General features: G+C 68.9%; 15 protein-coding genes and 2 tRNA genes. 10 read left to right on the forward strand and 7 right to left on the reverse strand.

The window, feature by feature from the left end; translation table 11 throughout:
* Window positions 1-104: 104 nt before the first annotated feature.
* A complete protein-coding gene (locus AB0M88_RS27830) occupies window positions 105-1451 on the reverse strand; it encodes a pitrilysin family protein (protein ID WP_364107238.1) in 1347 nt (448 codons plus the stop codon).
* Window positions 1448-2761 (reverse strand): pitrilysin family protein, encoded by a 1314-nt coding sequence (locus AB0M88_RS27835; protein ID WP_364107240.1) that lies wholly within the window; start codon window positions 2759-2761, stop codon window positions 1448-1450. Before AB0M88_RS27835 ends, AB0M88_RS27830 begins: the two co-directional genes overlap by 4 nt.
* Window positions 2762-2832: 71 nt before the next feature.
* Here AB0M88_RS27835 and arfB point away from each other — a divergent pair, with 71 nt between their 5' ends.
* Window positions 2833-3270, forward strand: coding sequence for an alternative ribosome rescue aminoacyl-tRNA hydrolase ArfB (gene arfB / locus AB0M88_RS27840; RefSeq protein WP_364107242.1), 438 nt, complete (start codon window positions 2833-2835; stop codon window positions 3268-3270).
* A gap of 12 nt (window positions 3271-3282) precedes the next feature.
* Here arfB and AB0M88_RS27845 read toward each other — a convergent pair whose 3' ends face one another.
* The 4 genes from AB0M88_RS27845 to AB0M88_RS27860 are packed head-to-tail and all read right to left on the reverse strand — an operon-like array spanning window position 3283 to window position 5157.
* Entirely contained in the window at window positions 3283-3675 is a 393-nt protein-coding gene (locus tag AB0M88_RS27845) for a Fic family protein (RefSeq protein WP_364107244.1), read from the reverse strand.
* Window positions 3672-3878: a toxin-antitoxin system HicB family antitoxin gene (locus AB0M88_RS27850; protein ID WP_364107246.1), complete on the reverse strand. Its 207-nt coding sequence runs from the start codon at window positions 3876-3878 to the stop codon at window positions 3672-3674. Before AB0M88_RS27850 ends, AB0M88_RS27845 begins: the two co-directional genes overlap by 4 nt.
* Window positions 3879-3925: 47 nt before the next feature.
* Window positions 3926-4867, reverse strand: a complete 942-nt coding sequence (locus AB0M88_RS27855) for a 3-methyladenine DNA glycosylase (protein WP_364107248.1) — start codon at window positions 4865-4867, stop codon at window positions 3926-3928.
* A 41-nt stretch (window positions 4868-4908) separates the two neighbouring features.
* A complete protein-coding gene (locus AB0M88_RS27860) occupies window positions 4909-5157 on the reverse strand; it encodes a hypothetical protein (protein ID WP_364107250.1) in 249 nt (82 codons plus the stop codon).
* Between the two features lie 243 nt (window positions 5158-5400).
* On the opposite strand from AB0M88_RS27860, the gene AB0M88_RS27865 reads away from it, so the two are divergent.
* The 8 genes from AB0M88_RS27865 to AB0M88_RS27900 all read left to right on the forward strand — a co-directional run bounded on the left by AB0M88_RS27865 (window position 5401) and on the right by AB0M88_RS27900 (window position 13102).
* Window positions 5401-6312, forward strand: coding sequence for an ABC transporter ATP-binding protein (locus AB0M88_RS27865; RefSeq protein WP_364107359.1), 912 nt, complete (start codon window positions 5401-5403; stop codon window positions 6310-6312).
* Window positions 6312-7154, forward strand: coding sequence for an ABC transporter permease (locus AB0M88_RS27870; RefSeq protein ID WP_364107361.1), 843 nt, complete (start codon window positions 6312-6314; stop codon window positions 7152-7154). Before AB0M88_RS27865 ends, AB0M88_RS27870 begins: the two co-directional genes overlap by 1 nt.
* Before the next feature lie 7 nt (window positions 7155-7161).
* Complete coding sequence (locus AB0M88_RS27875; RefSeq protein ID WP_364107252.1) at window positions 7162-7407, forward strand: helix-turn-helix transcriptional regulator; 246 nt, start codon at window positions 7162-7164, stop codon at window positions 7405-7407.
* A gap of 35 nt (window positions 7408-7442) precedes the next feature.
* Window positions 7443-8237 (forward strand): fumarylacetoacetate hydrolase family protein, encoded by a 795-nt coding sequence (locus AB0M88_RS27880; RefSeq protein ID WP_364107363.1) that lies wholly within the window; start codon window positions 7443-7445, stop codon window positions 8235-8237.
* The gene (locus tag AB0M88_RS27885; protein ID WP_364107254.1) at window positions 8234-9037 is read left to right on the forward strand and encodes an NAD(P)H-binding protein; all 804 of its coding nucleotides are present in this window, start codon (window positions 8234-8236) and stop codon (window positions 9035-9037) included. Before AB0M88_RS27880 ends, AB0M88_RS27885 begins: the two co-directional genes overlap by 4 nt.
* Window positions 9038-9131: 94 nt before the next feature.
* A tRNA-Gln gene (locus AB0M88_RS27890) sits at window positions 9132-9203 on the forward strand.
* Between the two features lie 93 nt (window positions 9204-9296).
* Window positions 9297-9369: transfer RNA gene (locus AB0M88_RS27895), tRNA-Glu, on the forward strand.
* A 376-nt stretch (window positions 9370-9745) separates the two neighbouring features.
* Window positions 9746-13102: an NACHT domain-containing protein gene (locus tag AB0M88_RS27900; protein ID WP_364107256.1), complete on the forward strand. Its 3357-nt coding sequence runs from the start codon at window positions 9746-9748 to the stop codon at window positions 13100-13102.
* Between the two features lie 28 nt (window positions 13103-13130).
* On the opposite strand, the gene AB0M88_RS27905 is transcribed toward AB0M88_RS27900, so the two are convergent.
* Window positions 13131-13817, reverse strand: a complete 687-nt coding sequence (locus AB0M88_RS27905) for an IclR family transcriptional regulator (RefSeq protein WP_071807642.1) — start codon at window positions 13815-13817, stop codon at window positions 13131-13133.
* A 49-nt stretch (window positions 13818-13866) separates the two neighbouring features.
* On the opposite strand from AB0M88_RS27905, the gene leuC reads away from it, so the two are divergent.
* A complete protein-coding gene (gene leuC, locus AB0M88_RS27910) occupies window positions 13867-15309 on the forward strand; it encodes a 3-isopropylmalate dehydratase large subunit (protein WP_364107258.1) in 1443 nt (480 codons plus the stop codon).
* Window position 15310 lies beyond the last annotated feature (1 nt).

A 15310-nucleotide genomic window follows, 5' to 3' on the forward strand; every position in this document is an offset into this window, starting at 1 on the left:
AGCGGGCCGTGCCACACCCCCCCCACCAGCTATTGGGGGGCGCGGGGGGGGGGGGGGGGGGGGGGGGGGGGGCCCCCCCCCCCCCCCCCCCAACGGGTGAACCGTCAGATCTCGGAGTCGACCAGCTCGCCGAGGTCGGCCGCCGTCAACTCGTCCCGGATCACCGCCGCGTCACCCTCGATGACCAGGGTCAGCCCGCGCGCGTGCAGATGCGCCCCGGCCGCCGCCGACACCTGCTCGACGGTCGCCTCCAGAAAATCCCGGCGCAGGGTCGCGTAGTAGTCGTCGGGCAGGCCGTGCACGACCAGCGTGCTCAGCGCGTTGACGATCGAACCCGGCGTCTGCATCTCCACCGAGAGCTGCCCGGCCCGCCACGACCGGGCCACCGCCAGCTCCTCCTCGGTCACCCCGTCGAGCTCGGTGCGGGCGATCTCACCCAGCGTGTCGACGATCGCCGGGACGGTGACCGCGGTCTGCACCCCGGCCGCCACCTCGAAACGGCCGAACCGGCGGGTCATCGCGTAACTGCCGCGGATGCCGTAGCTGTAGCCCTTCACCTCGCGGATCAGGTGGTTGAGGCGGGACGTGAACGCGCCGCCGAGCACGGTCGCGGCCAGCGTCATCGCCACATAGTCGGGGGTCGCCCGCTCCGGCGCGCGATGCCCGATGCGCAGCGTCGACTGCACCGAGCCCGGGCGGTCGACCAGGACCGTCCGCCGCTCACCGCGGACCGGAACGCCGAGCGGCGGGTCGACCGCGAGCGGGTCGCCCGACGTGCCGGCGAACGCGGCCTCACCCAGCTCCTCGAGGTCGAGCGTGTCGAGGTCACCGGCGACCAGCAGCACACCCGGCCGCAGCATCCACTGCCGGTGGAAGGCGAGCACGTCGTCGACGGTCACCGCGGCCACCGAGGCCGGATCGCCGTGCAGGGGCCGGCCATATCGCTCGGCCGCCCCGAACAGGTCGGCCCGCAACGCGGCGTCGGCCCGCGGACCGGGCTCGGCCCAGTCCATCCGCAGGGCGGTCACCTCGTCGTCGCGGACCCGGGTCACATCGGCCGGGTCGAGCCGCGGGGTGCGCGAGGCCTCGGCGGCCAGCCGCATCGCGCCGGCCAACTGCGGCACCGGCGCCGACAGGCCGATCCGGAAGGCGTCCCAGTCCACCGAAGGCGAGAGGGCGGCGCCGAGACTCTCCAGCGCCAGGGCGTACGCGGTGGAATCGCGCGACTTCGTGCCCTCCTCCAGCGACTTGGCCAGCACGGTCGCGGTGCCCTCCCGGCCGCCCGGCTCCCGGGCCGCGCCGGCGTCGAGCAGCAGCAGGGCACTGGCCAGCTGCTGGCCGGCCAGGTGGGCGGCGATCACGGTGCCACCGCCGACGGTCACCCGCTGAATCTGCGGGAACTGGTAGGGCCTCGGTTCGCCGGAATCCGGTCGAGTGGCGATCAGAGTCACGGCTTCTCCTCCGGCAGGTAGGTCAGGGTCACCCGGGACCCGGGCTTCAAGGCGTACGCCGCCGCCTCGGTCACGTCGTCGGCGGTCACCGCGAGCCACTGGGGCAGCCGGTAGGCCGCCGTGGTCGGGTCACCGAACTGGGTCGTGTACCGGCCGAGCAGGTCAGCCCGGCCGCCCACCGTGGACACCTGCCGCCACCACGCGGTGGTCAACAGCGCCTTCGCCCGGTCCAGCTCCTGTTCGGTCACCGGCTCGGCGGTCAGGCTGTCGATCACCTCGTTCAGGCCCTCCTCGAGCGTCTCCACGTCGACGCCGTCCTTGGCCGTCGCCGTGATGATCAGAGGGGCGGGCGCGTGGGCCAGGTCCACCCCGTACGACCCGATGTAGTCCGGCTGGGCGATCCGCTTCCCGTCGGCCAGCCGCTGATAGAGGCGGCTGCCCCGCCCGTTCCCGAGCACGGTCGCCAGCACGGTGATCGTGTCGTAGCCGGCGGTCCCGAACGCGTACGTCCGGTGAACCTGATAGATCCGCGGAGCCGGAACCGCACCGGTGACCGTTTCCCGCACCGCCTCGGAAGCCGGTCCGGCCAGGTGCCCGGAGGGCGCCGCCGGAATCCCCGCCACCGGCTCGATGACTCCGAAATACTTCTCGGCGAGCGCGAACACCTCGGCCGGGCTCGCATCCCCGGCCACCGTCAGCACACAGTTGTTGGGCGCGTAATAATGCCGGTGGAACGCCTGGAACGTCTCCAAGGCGGCCGCGTTCAGATCCTCCATCGACCCGATCGTCGAGTGATGATAGGGATGGCCGGGCGGATAGAGCAGCGGCAGCATCCGCAGCCACGCGTCACCGTAGGGAACGTTGTCGTAGCGCTGCCGCCGCTCGTTCTTGACGACCTCACGCTGATTGTCGAGCGTCTCCTGGGTGAGCGCCGGCACGAGCCCGCCCATCCGGTCGGCCTCCAGCCAGAGCGCCAGCTCCAGATGCTCCGACGGCATGCTCTCGAAGTAGTTGGTGCGGTCCGGGTTGGTGGTCGCGTTGAGCGACCCGCCGTTCCCCTGCACGAGCCGCATATGCTCGGTCTTCTTGACATGCGCCGACCCTTCGAACATCAGATGCTCGAAGAGATGCGCGAAGCCGGTCTGCCCGTCCGGCTCGTGCCGCGAGCCCACGTCATACCAGAGGTTGACGCACACGACCGGCGCACTGCGGTCCTCGCTGACGACGACGCGCAGGCCGTTGGCCAGCCGGGTGCTTTCGATAGGCCACGGATAGCCGGTCGTCACGACCGGCGTACTTGGGGACGTCACCCACCCATACTGCCCCCCAGGTCAACGCTTGCTTGATCAAACCGGTTGGCAGTCAGCGGCCAGGGGGTGGGATGCTGTGCGGCGTGTTGGAGGATGTCCGGGTCAACGAGCGGCTGACCATTCCGGCGGCCGAGCTGGCCTGGCGGTTCTCGCGTGCTCACGGGCCGGGCGGCCAGGGGGTCAACACCACCGATTCGAGGGTCGAGCTCTCGTGGGACCTGGCCGGCTCGCCGACCCTGCCGGCCGCGCTCCGCGAACGGGCGGCCGAGCGCCTGGGCCACCGCCTGGTGCAGGGCGTGCTGACGGTCGTCGCCTCCGAGCACCGGTCGCAGCTGCGCAACCGCGAGGCGGCCGCGGCCCGGCTGGGCGCCTTGGTCGCCTCGGCCATCGCCCCGCCACCCCGGGTGCGACGCGCCACTCGCCCGTCCAAGGGCTCGGTCGAGCGCCGCATAGCCCAGAAGAAACGCCGCGGCGAGACCAAGCGCAACCGGCGCGACTCTGGCGACTGACGCCCGGCGCGGCTAACCGCGGCCGTGGTCCGGCACGCCGGCATTCCGCAGCAACTGGGCGACCTCGGGAACGTCGATCCGGTGCTCGCAGATCGCGATCACCATTTCGTACGCCTCGTCGTCCGGCATCTCCGGCAGGTGGCCCGTGTTGATGACGCAGAAGGCCAGCCCCGCTGAGAACGCGAGGCGTTTGTTGCCGTCGAACAGACAGTGGTTGAGCGCCAGCGACACCATCAGCGCCGCCGCTTTCTCGGGAACGGTCGGATACGGCTCGAAGCCGAAGGCGACCGTCTGGGGGCGGGCGGCCGAAGCGGAGAGCAGGCCCCATTCCCGGACCTTGATCTCCTGCGGCGCAATGGCATGCGTGGCGATTCGCAGGAGGTCTTCGATCTCGAAATACCTCACTGACCGAGTCGTTCGAGGACGTCCCCGTAGCGGTCCTTGATCTTGCCCATCGCCACGTCGATATCGGCGTCGAGTGACCGGCGCTCCAGGTACTCACGGATGGCCTTGTTGGCCAGCGACTGCACCGAAACGTCCTCGGCTTCCGCCTGACGGGTTACCCGATCGTGTAGCTCATCGGGCAGTCGCAATGTCATGTTCGCCATAGGTCGACCATAGCAGCGGTGACACCAGACTGGTATCAGTCAAAGCTTTATCGGTGGTTGTTAGGTGCGACCGCCTCGCGGCTGCGCGCCGCCCCCTCAGGGCCCATCAGCTCTTCGCAGACCCGGATGAGCCGGGCCCGCAGGCCGGCCGCCCGGCGGGCGAATTCGCGCTGGCGGGCCACGTATTCGGCCTTGCCCTCCGGGGTCTCGATCTTGACGGGGAGGTAGCCGTAGGAGCTGAGGTCGTAGGGGCTGGCCTGCATGTCGAGCAGGCGGATGTCGCCGGCCAGGGCGAAGCAGTCGAGGGCCAGCGCGCCCGGCACGGCCGGGCCGAGTTTGGTCGCCCACTTGTGGACGTCCATCGCGGCGTGCAGGCAGCCGGGCTGGTCGAGGTCGACCTGGGTGGCCCGGGTCGGCTGGAGCCGGTTGAGCCCGACCGACTCGGGGGTGAAGAACCGGAACGCGTCGTAGTGGGTGCAGCGGATCGGGTGCTGTTCGACCACGCGGTCGGTCTCCTCCTGGCCGAGCCGCAGCGGCAGCGAGTGCCGGTGCTCGGGGGCGCGGTAGACCATCGCCCATTCGTGGAGGCCGAAGCAGCCGGAGAAGACCGGGCGGGACGCGGTCGCCGTGAGCAGCCCGTGGATGTAGCGCACGCTTTCGCCGCGGGCCTGCATGAACGCGTCCTCGTCGAGGGTGACCACACCGTCGGGGTAGGTCATGTAGAACTTCCAGCCGGCGTGCTCGGCCAGCCCGTCGGGGGCCGGGGAGAGGCCGGTGCCCACCCCCGGGTGCCAGCGGCGCAGCACCGAGGGCCGGGTGCCGTAGTAGTCGTAGAGGAAGTCTTCGATCGCGTGTTTTTCGCCGGTGGCGCGCCGGGCCCGGTGGCCGGCGGTCATCTCGTCGGCCCGCTCGGCGTGGGCGCGGGCAAGGGGAATCCAGGTGATGGAAGGCAGCGTCGTGGTGAGCGCCCTCACCTGCTTGATCCCCATCGCCCCAGCGTATCCAGCCGAGGCGATCAACACGATCACCGTTAGGCGCGAATGGCCGCGGCAACTTTCGAAGGACCACTCAAGTCGGGACCGTTATCGTCACATTCGGGAATACTTATGGCTTTTGCCTGGGGCATGATCGCCGCCAGTGTCCGCAGAATGTCTCGGAGGTACGCCGGGCTCCGCCCACCGCTGATCAACAGTGTCGGGGTCGTGACGTCGGCGTAGCGGCTGCCGTCCGAGTCGAGCGCCGCGACCTGGCGCAGCTCCGGGACGATCGTCGGCAGCATCTCCGGATCTGCCGGTTGAACCGCAGGAGCGTCCACAGGAGTGGGACCGCGACCGGGGTGCGCGGCATGAACTGCAGTGCCCGAACACCTGCTCCGACCCGGTCTCGTCGATCACCTCGAGCGCGTCCGCGACCTCGGTCTCCAGGCCGGGTCCGCGGCCGACGCTGGTAAAGAAGACAGAAGACATGCAGATGAATGTAGTACATCTGCTACATCCTTGATAGTGTGCTCGACATGGCAGCAATGACTTTGACGGGGGCGCTCGACGTCGGGACGGTCGATCCCGGCGACGAGCGAGTCATCGACGTCCACGACCTGCGGATGCGCTACGGCACCAAGGACGTGCTCGAGGGCATCGACTTCACGGCCCGGCGCGGCGAGGTGCTGGCCCTGCTCGGGCCCAACGGCGCCGGCAAGACCACGACCATCGAGATCCTCGAGGGCTTCCGCATGCGGTCGTCGGGGGACGTACGCGTCCTCGGCGCCGACCCGGCGGCCGGCGACGAAGCCTGGCGCGCCCGGCTCGGAGTGGTTCTCCAGTCCTGGCGCGACCACAGCAAGTGGCGGGTCGCCGAGCTGCTCAAGCACCTCGGCAGCTACTACACGGCATACTCCAGATCCTGGCCCGTCGACGACTTGCTCGACGCGGTCGGCCTCACCGAGCATGCCGGCCAGCGGATCGGCCGGCTCTCCGGCGGTCAGCGCCGCCGGCTCGACGTGGCGATCGGCATCGTCGGCCGGCCCGAGCTGCTCTTCCTCGACGAGCCCACGGTCGGCTTCGACCCGGCCGCCCGGCGCGAGTTCCACGACCTGGTGCACCGGCTCACCGATGTGGACGACACCACGATCCTGCTCACCACCCACGACCTCGACGAGGCGGAGAAGCTGGCCGACCGCATCGTGATCCTGGCCGGCGGCCGCATCATCGCCAACGGCTCGGCCGACGAGTTGTCCCGCCAGGTCGCCGGCGAGTCCGAGATCCGCTGGACCCGCGACGGCCAGCGTTTCGTGCACTCGACGGAAAACTCGACCCGCTTCGTCCGCGAGCTGTTCCTGCAGTACGGCGAGGCGATCGACGACCTCGAAGTGCGCCGGGCCAGCCTCGAGGACACATACATGCAGATGGTCCAGGACGCCGAGAGGAAGTCCCAATGATGATCGCGACGGTCCGGTCGGGCATCGCCCGCGGGGGCATCGAACTCCGGCAGACCCTGACGACGTGGAGCGACGTCTTCTCGTACGTCTTCCCGACGATCCTGTTGCTGGGCGCGATCTTCTTCATGCGTGACGCCCATGTGCCCGGCACCGACTTCTCGCTCGGCACGCAGACGCTGCCCAGCTCGTTCGGCATGGGCATCGCCTTCGGGGGCCTGATGACGGTCGCCCAGCTGCTGATCACCGACCGCGAGGACGGCACGCTGCTGCGGGCCAAGGCCACCCCGAACGGCATGATGGGCTACCTGATCGGCAAGGTCGTGACCGTCGGCGGGATGCTGCTGGTCAGCTTCCTGCTCCAGCTCGTGCCCGGCGTGTTCCTGGTCCACGGCCTGCACGTCACGGCGACCGGCTGGCTCACGCTGATCTGGCTGGTGCCGCTCGGACTGATCGCCACCATGCCGATCGGCGCGGTGCTCGGGTCGCTCTTCGAGAGTCCGCGCAACATGGCCCTGCTCATCCTGCCGATCCTCGGCCTGGTCGCGATCTCCGGCATCTTCTACCCGATCACCGCGATGCCCGGGTGGTTGCAGGCCGTCGGCCAGTGCTCCCCGATCTATTGGCTAGGGTTGGGCATGCGCTCGGTGTTCCTCCCGTCCTCGCTGGCCGCGGTCGAGCTGGGGCATTCGTGGCGGCACTGGGAGGTCCTCGGCATGCTCGCCTTCTGGGCGGTGGTCGGGCTGACGCTGGCGCCGGCCTTCCTGCGGCGGATGGCGCGCCGCGAGTCCGGTTCCGCGGTCGAGGCGCGCCGGCAGCGTGCCATGGTCGCGATGGGCCGCTGAGGGAGACATGGGCACCACCGAAATCACGTACAACCGCATCGCGATGCTGCGCGCCGAGCGCGGCATCTCGCGGCGGCAGCTGGCCGACGCGCTGGGCGTGCACTACCAGACCGTGGGCTACCTCGAACGCGGCGAGTTCAGCCCCAGCCTCCACCTGGCGTTGCGCATCTGCGCATACTTCGAGGTGCCGGTCGAGGTCGTCTTCTCGCTCGACCCGTTCCCGCGGCTCGGAGCGGAGTCCCGCTCGGCGTAGATTCCTTTTCGAGTCTTCGAGAGATGGGAAAATCCGTGCGCTTCGCCCGTTTTGTTCACGCCGGCGGTGTCTCGTTCGGTGTCGTCGAGGGTGACGGATCGTCCGGCCTCACCGTGGCCGAGATCGAGTCGATCCCGTTCGAGAACGTCCGCTTCACCGGCCAGCGCTGGGCGCTCGCCGACATCCGGCTGCTCGCCCCGATCTTCTCCAGCAAGGTGATCGGCATCGGCCGCAACTACGCCGACCACGCGGCCGAATTCGGCAACGACGTGCCCAAAGAACCGCTGATCTTCATCAAGCCGTCCACCTCGGTGATCGGCCCCAACGACGCCATCCGCCTCCCACCCCAGTCCCAGCGGGTCGAGGAGGAAGCCGAGCTGGCCGTCGTCATCGGCGCCAGCGGCGCCCGCCGCGTCGACCGGGCCGGCGCCGAGAAGGCGATCTTCGGCTACACGATCGGCAACGACGTCACCGCCCGCGACCTGCAGCGCAGCGACAAAACCTGGACCCGGGGCAAAGGCTTCGACTCGTTCTGCCCGATCGGCCCGTGGATCGTCACCGGCCTCGACGTCAGCGACCTCGAAATCCGCTGCGAGGTCGGCGCCAACCCCGACGCCATGGAGGTGCGCCAGATCGGCCGCACCAAGGACATGGTCTTCGACGTGCCCACCCTCGTGTCCTACGTCTCCCACGTGATGACGCTGCTGCCCGGCGACATCATCCTCACCGGCACCCCGGCCGGCGTCAGCGAGCTCAAGCCCGGCGAGACCGTCTCCATCAGCATCCAGGGCATCGGCGAGATTCGAAACCCGGTAGTTTCGCTGGAATGACCGTTCTCGTCACGGGAGCGACCGGCAACATCGGCCGGATGGTGGTCACCGAGCTGCGCCGGCTCGGCGCCGATGACGTACGCGCCCTGACCGTCGACCCCGGCCGGGCCGCCCTGCCCGCCGGGGTTTCCGTCTACCGCGGCCACCTCGGCCGCCCGTCCTCGATCGTGGCCGCCCTCGAAGGCGCAGACGTGATGTATCTCGCGCCCCACCTGCCGACCGTCGACGAGGTCTGCCGCCTGGCCCACGCGGCCGGAGTGCGCCGCATCGTCGACCTGGTCGGCCCGCGCGGCGGCATCTGGCAGCCGATCGAAGACGCCGTCGAAGCCAGCGGCATCCCCTGGACCCACCTCGAACCCGGCGAATTCATGTCGAACGCCACACTCTGGGCCAACCAGATCCGCGCCGGCAACACGATCCGCGACGCCTACCCCGACGCGACCAACGCCCCGATCGCCCAGGAAGACGTAGCCGCGGCCGCCGCGCAAATCCTCCTGACCACCGGCCACGAAGGCAAGGCATACCCGCTCACCGGCCCCGCGGCCCTCAGCCGCCGCGAAATGATCCGCCTGCTCGGCGAAGCCCTCGGCCGCCCGCTCGAATACCTCGAACTCTCCCGCGACCAGGCCCAACCCGTCTTCGAACAGGTCCAGGGCGCCGCCGCCGACTGGTACCTCGACGGCCTCGACACCCTCACCCGGCACCCCCAGACCGAACTCCACCCGGCCACTGAAATAACCGGCCGACCAGCCACGACGTACCGCACGTGGGCCCGCACCCACACCGACCTCTTCCAGTAACCGGCCGATCACGCAAACGCCGGACGGTAACCCGATTTGGTGGGCACCATGGGGTCGGGTAGAGTTTCATCTCGGCACGGCAAGCCGCGCCAAATGGGGTATGGGGTAATTGGCAGCCCGACTGATTCTGGTTCAGTTAGTCTAGGTTCGAGTCCTGGTACCCCAGCGCTACCAATCCTGCCCAGGATGGTGGAGCTGGACATCTGATAGTGTTCGGCCCGCCGCCGAAGCAAGAGCGGAAGCAGCAAGAGAAGGTCCTGGCCCCGTCGTCTAGCGGCCTAGGACGCCGCCCTCTCAAGGCGGTAGCGAGGGTTCGAATCCCTTCGGGGCTACATTCTGGGGTGACCCTGTCTGCCGAGTGCGCAGACGGGGTCATTTCGCATTTCCCCTGGGGGCCGAGCCCCCAGACCCCGCGGTGCGGTTGGTTGCGGTGGGTGGGGGGTTGGGGCTTGCGGCTTCGCCGCTTTGCGTACGCCATCCCGCAGTGACGACGCTGGCAATGCGGTGTCGCGGGCAGTGGCGCGCTGGGTCGCAGTGCCGTGCTGGGTTGCGGCGGTGCCGGGCGGGGTCGGAGCCGGACTGCGCGAAGCGGGGTGTTCACGCCTGCTTCCGGCTCGTCTGCTGGCGATTGCTCTCTGTTATCGGTGGCTCTGATGCTCTCTGTTGTAGTGCATTTACCGAATGTGAGTGGGCGGATACCTTGGGTTCATGGCCATTGAGGCGGTCCTTTTGCGTATCGCGACTAATGTGGCGACAGTCGGCGGGAAGGCCCTGGTGGGTGGTCGCCGGTCGGCGGCCGAGCGGCGGCTCGGCTTGTTGGAGTTGGCCAGCGCGCGGGGCCTAGGTCTGCTGCCGCAGCGACGCCTCAGCCGGCAGCTCGAACAGCTGGCCGAAACCATTGCTGACCGGCTCCAGCCCGTGGTGGAGAGCGAGCTGGCCAGCATGCCCTCCGTGGAACGCGAGCTTGTCCTGGAGGGTGTGGCGGCCGCTCTGGAAAGCACCGACTTCACCGACGACGTGCTCTTCGACGCCAACCTCGACGAGTTCGCACTCGCCGGTCTCGCCGAGCCCGCTGCTCGGCAGGCACTTGAACGCCTCGCGCTCGGTGAGGCCGGCGAGTCGTTCTTCCGGCGCATGCTCCACGAATCGCTCGTCCACCTCGCGGAGGTGGTGATCACCTTGCCGAGCTTCCAGCAGCGTTCCCTGCGTGAGTTGCTCGCCCGCGACACCGAGATCATCGGCCTGCTCCGGCAGGTCCTCGCTCAAATGCCCCAGCGATCGTTGCTATCGGGACGTACGGCCGAGGCTGAGTTCGAGGTCGACTACCGGCGGGAGATCATTCGTAAGTTCGATCGGGTGGAGATTTTCGGCGTCACGGTCGCTGGGCCGACGCGGCGCTATCCGCTGGACGTCGCGTACATCGGGCTTGCGCTCTCCGAGCAGGAGAGCGCCGCCGAATTCGGCGTCGAACAAGTGGTGTCCGGCAACCGCTACCTGTACATCCGCGGCGAGGCGGGGTCCGGAAAGACCACGCTGTTGCGCTGGCTCGCCCTGCGATGCGTACATGATGAGCATCCCGGCCTTCCTTTGATGGTCGAGCTGCGTCGCTTCGCTGATCGCGAGCTGCCCGGGCCGAGCGGGTTTCTGACGGGGCTGTCCCGCTCCGTGGTCGAGCGCACACCCGAGGGCTGGGTCGACCAGCTACTCAGAAGCGGAAACGCCGTCCTGCTCCTGGACGGCGTCGACGAGTTTCCCGCCCAGCGTCTGCGCGATCTGCTCGAGTGGATCGGAGAACTCGTGCATGACTATCCGCGTATTCGCTTTGTGGTGACCTCTCGGCCGGCGGCGACACCACCCGAGTGGCTCACGCCGCTCGGCTTCACCCACTACGACCTCGTGTCGATGTCCCGGCCCCACGTCGCCGCGTTCGTGCAGCACTGGCACGCCGCCATCGCGATGGAACTCGGCGGTCAGGTCTCCGCCGAAGAGGTCGACTACTGCCGCAGGGCGATGGTGGCGGCCGTCGACCGCAGCCGGCCGCTGCGGGTCATGGCCACCAATCCACTGCTCTGCGCGTTGCTGTGCGCCCTGAATTGGGATCGTCGCACACAGCTCCCGCAGCGGCGCATCGAGATATACCGGGCCGCCCTGGAGATGTTGTTGCGTCGCCGCGACCATGAGCGCCGCATCTCCGCCCAGATCGATCTGGGGCTGGACTACGACGATCGCCTCTCGATCCTGCAGGACCTGGCCTACTGGTTCACGACCAACGGTCTCACCGACGCCGACCAGGTCCGGGTTCGCCACAAGCTCGAATCGATCGTCGCGAGCATGCCGCACGTCAAAGTGTCCGCCGCCGCCGTGCACAGCTATCTGCTGGCCCGCTCCGGCGTGCTGCGTGAACCCGTGCCGGGACGCGTCGACTTCATTCACAAGACGTTCCAGGAGTACCTCGCCGCCGTCCGTTTCGTCGAGGACGATGCGCTCGACGGCCTTCTGCGGCAGGCCGACCACGAGGACCTGCACGAGGTCATCGTGATGGCGGCCGGTAGCGCGAGGCAGCACGAGGCCGAACGCATGGTCTCGACGTTGCTCGACCTCGCCGATCGCAAACGCGTGTCGCAGGCCCGCAAGGCCCGCTTACGGCTGCTGGCGATCGGTTGTTCCGAGGTCATGTCCCGGATGTCCGCGGACGTCGCCGGGCGGCTGCTCGGCCACATGCGCTCGCTCGTCCCACCCGCGAACGCCCGGGCGGCCCGGATCCTGGCCAGTCTCGGTGAGGAAATCCTGCCAATTCTGCCCGATGGCAGCGCCGGACTCTCCGAGACCGCGGCGGCCGCAACCATCTACACCGCCGCGCTGGTCGGCGGTTCAGGTGCGCTGCGCCTTGTCGCCGGCTATGCATCGGACACCCGGCCCGCGGTATGCCGAGCCAGGCTGAAGGCATGGAGCTTCTTCGACCCGACCGAGTTCGCCGGCGCGGCCTTCGGTAGCCATCCCGGCGACGGCTGGCAGATCGTTGTCGACGACGAGGCCCTTCTTCCTGGCGTGGCCCGGATCAGAGACCTGAGAAGCGTGCGGTGCGATCTCGCGGCGCCGAGTAAAGAGGCGCTTGAGGCCTTACGTGGCGTGGACCGGATCGAGTACCTCGCGCTGCGCGGCGCTCGTGACGTCACCTCGCTGAGCCTTTTGAACCCCTGTCCCAGCCTGCGCACGCTTGTGCTCGAACAGTGTGTTCACCTACGTGGGCTGTCGGTCCTGCGCACGGCCAAGGAACTTGAGACCCTCGCGGTGCGCGACTGCCCGGTACGGTTCGACGAGAGGTTGCTGTCCCAGCTCACAGGTCTACGGACCCTAGCCGTGGAAAACGTGGACTTCGAGATCGACGGGCTGTTGCGACGGCTACCTCGGCTCCGCCGCCTCGAGCTGGCAAGCATTCCGGCCGGGTTCGACTCCGTCGATCAGCTTGGCTGGAGCGACACGTTGTCTTTCCTCACGCTGGCATGGTGCGAGAGCCTGCGGGATCTCGGCCGCCTGCACGCGCTGCCGTTGCGCAAACTCTGGATCCTCGGGTGTCCGAGCTTGGCCAACCTCGACGGCGTCGGCGCCCTCGCCGGGCTGAAGCATCTGCGCGTGACCGACATCGGCTACCTCTATGGCAACGAGTTCCTCGCCCGGCTGCACAGCCTTGAATACCTGGCGTTGGAGAACTGCGCGATCCCTGATCTTTCCGTGCTGCGTCACCTCCAGCACCTGCGCGAGTTGACCCTCCTGAACAACAGCGCGGTTCCCGACTCGAGCACTCTCGCCGGAATGAAAAGTCTGCGCAAGCTACGTACTAACGGTCTGGCCCGTCACCTTGGCCCCGACGCGGATCGCTATGTCGCCCACCTTCGGGCGACCGGCGTCCAGGTTGAGGCGGACGGGTACGAAGACGAATGGCTTTTCGAAGAGACAAACGAGGACGGTTGGGCTGACCCCGAAGACCTTGCGGCGATCGGCGGCTACGAGGACTTCGCGCCGATTCAGCGCCGTGCCCCTCGTATGAGAGTTACCCGGCGCTGACCGGCGGCACCGCCAGGCGTCGGATCGGTCAGAGGCCCGAAAGGCGTTGGCCGGCGCGGACTACGGCCATGGCGTGGCGTTCGCCGGGGCGGCGGCCCAGGCGTTCGATGGGGCCGCTTATGGAGATGGCGGCGATGACTCGGCCGGTGCGGTCGCGGATGGGGGCGGAAACGCTTGCTACGCCCGGCTCGCGTTCGGCGACGCTCTGGGCCCAGCCGCGGCGGCGGACCTCGGCCAGGGTGCGGCCGGTGAACTTGCAGCGGGGGAGCAAGGGCATGACGGCCTCGGGCGGTTCCCACGCCAGCAGGATCTGGGCGGCCGAGCCGGCCACCATCGGGAGGACCGAGCCGACGGGGACGGTGTCGCGGAGGCCCGAAGCCCGCTCGGCGGCGGCGACGCAGATGCGTTCGTCGGCGCGGCGCAAGTAGAGCTGTGCGCTTTCTCCGGTGGCGTCCCGCAATGCGGAAAGCAGGGGTTCGGCCGCGGTCAGCAGGACGTCGGGGGCGGCGTTCGCCAACTCTCCCAGGCGGGGCCCGGGGCGCCAGCGGCCCTGGGTGTCGCGGACCAGCATCCGGTGGATCTCCAGGGCCTGGGCCAGCCGATGTGCGGTTGCCCGGGGGAGCTTCGTGCGCTCGACGAGTTCGGCCAGACTGGCGCCGTCGACGCAGGCCGCCAGGATGACCACCGCCTTGTCGAGAACGCCGACACCGCTCATACTGTGTCCCACAAGCCGAAACATACCTCCCAGAATTTAGGATGTCCAGATGGTGGGAGTCACTACCCCGAGGACCCTGGCCGAAAAGGTGTGGGACGACCACGTCGTGCGTGAGGCCGATGGCGAGCCCGACCTGCTCTACATCGACCTGCACCTGCTGCACGAGGTGACGAGCCCGCAGGCGTTCGACGGACTGCGCCTGGCCGGGCGCCCGGTTCGCCGCACCGATCTCACGCTCGCGACCGAGGATCACAACACGCCTACCGGCTATGCGGATCCCGCGTTCAACACCCGCCGCGGCGAGCTTCTCACGATTGCCGACCAGACCTCGCGCATCCAGATCGAGACGCTGCGCAAGAACTGCGCCGAGTTCGGTGTGCAGATCCGTCCGCTCGGCGACGCCCAACAGGGCATCGTCCACGTGATCGGGCCGCAGCTGGGGCTCACCCAGCCGGGCATGACGATCGTCTGCGGCGACTCGCACACCGCGACCCACGGCGCGTTCGGCGCGCTGGCGTTCGGCATCGGCACCAGCGAGGTCGAGCACGTGCTCGCCACCCAGACGCTGCCGCAGGGCAAGCCGAAGACGATGGCGGTCACCGTGGTCGGCGAGTTGCGCCCGGGCGTCAGCGCCAAGGATCTGATCCTCGCGCTGATCACGCAGACCGGCACCGGTGGCGGCAACGGCCACATCGTGGAATACCGCGGGGAGGCGATCCGCAAGCTCTCCATGGAGGGCCGGATGACCATCTGCAACATGAGCATCGAGTGGGGCGCCAAGGCCGGCATGATCGCGCCCGACGAGACCACCTTCGAATACCTGAAGGGCCGCGAGCACGCGCCCCACGGCGAGCAGTGGGATGCCGCGGTCGCGTACTGGAAGACGCTCGGCACCGACGAGGGCGCGGAATACGACACCGAGATCATCCTCGACGCGTCGACGGTCAGCCCGTTCATCACCTGGGGCACCAACCCGGGCCAGGGCGCGCCGCTCGACGCCGCGGTGCCCGATCCGGACGAGTTCATCGAGGAGACCGACCGCAACGCCGCCCGCCGGGCCCTGCAATACATGGATCTGACGCCGGGCACGCCGTTCCGCGAGGTTCCGGTCGACGTCGTCTTCGTCGGCTCCTGCACCAACGGACGGCTGGAAGACCTGCGCGCCGCCGCCGAGGTGATCCGGGGCCACAAGGTGCACGAGAGCGTCCGCATGATGATCGTGCCGGGCTCGTTCCAGGTGCGTGAGGCGGCCGAGGCCGAGGGTCTCGACAAGGTCTTCACCGAGGCGGGCGCCGAGTGGCGGTTCGCCGGCTGCTCGATGTGTCTGGGCATGAACCCCGACACGCTGAGCCCGGGCCAGCGCGCCGCCTCCACGTCCAACCGCAACTTCGAGGGCCGGCAGGGCAAGGGCGGGCGCACCCACCTGGTCTCGCCGCAGGTCGCCGCCGCCACCGCCGTGGTCGGCAAGCTGGCCGCCCCCGCCGACCTGTAAG

The sequence above is a fragment of the Actinoplanes sp. NPDC051411 genome, assembly GCF_040682075.1.
Taxonomy (GTDB): domain Bacteria; phylum Actinomycetota; class Actinomycetes; order Mycobacteriales; family Micromonosporaceae; genus Actinoplanes.

What these genes read in the sequence shown, in the direction of transcription:
- arfB (WP_364107242.1), top strand. Translation starts at nt 2,833, where the DNA reads ATGCTGTGCGGCGTGTTGGAGGATGTCCGGGTCAACGAGCGGCTGACC.
- AB0M88_RS27850 (WP_364107246.1), bottom strand. Translation starts at nt 3,878, where the DNA reads ATGGCGAACATGACATTGCGACTGCCCGATGAGCTACACGATCGGGTA.
- AB0M88_RS27855 (WP_364107248.1), bottom strand. Translation starts at nt 4,867, where the DNA reads ATGGGGATCAAGCAGGTGAGGGCGCTCACCACGACGCTGCCTTCCATC.
- AB0M88_RS27860 (WP_364107250.1), bottom strand. Translation starts at nt 5,157, where the DNA reads ATGCTGCCGACGATCGTCCCGGAGCTGCGCCAGGTCGCGGCGCTCGAC.
- AB0M88_RS27865 (WP_364107359.1), top strand. Translation starts at nt 5,401, where the DNA reads ATGACTTTGACGGGGGCGCTCGACGTCGGGACGGTCGATCCCGGCGAC.
- AB0M88_RS27870 (WP_364107361.1), top strand. Translation starts at nt 6,312, where the DNA reads ATGATCGCGACGGTCCGGTCGGGCATCGCCCGCGGGGGCATCGAACTC.
- AB0M88_RS27875 (WP_364107252.1), top strand. Translation starts at nt 7,162, where the DNA reads ATGGGCACCACCGAAATCACGTACAACCGCATCGCGATGCTGCGCGCC.
- AB0M88_RS27885 (WP_364107254.1), top strand. Translation starts at nt 8,234, where the DNA reads ATGACCGTTCTCGTCACGGGAGCGACCGGCAACATCGGCCGGATGGTG.
- AB0M88_RS27900 (WP_364107256.1), top strand. Translation starts at nt 9,746, where the DNA reads ATGGCCATTGAGGCGGTCCTTTTGCGTATCGCGACTAATGTGGCGACA.
- AB0M88_RS27905 (WP_071807642.1), bottom strand. Translation starts at nt 13,817, where the DNA reads ATGAGCGGTGTCGGCGTTCTCGACAAGGCGGTGGTCATCCTGGCGGCC.
- leuC (WP_364107258.1), top strand. Translation starts at nt 13,867, where the DNA reads ATGGTGGGAGTCACTACCCCGAGGACCCTGGCCGAAAAGGTGTGGGAC.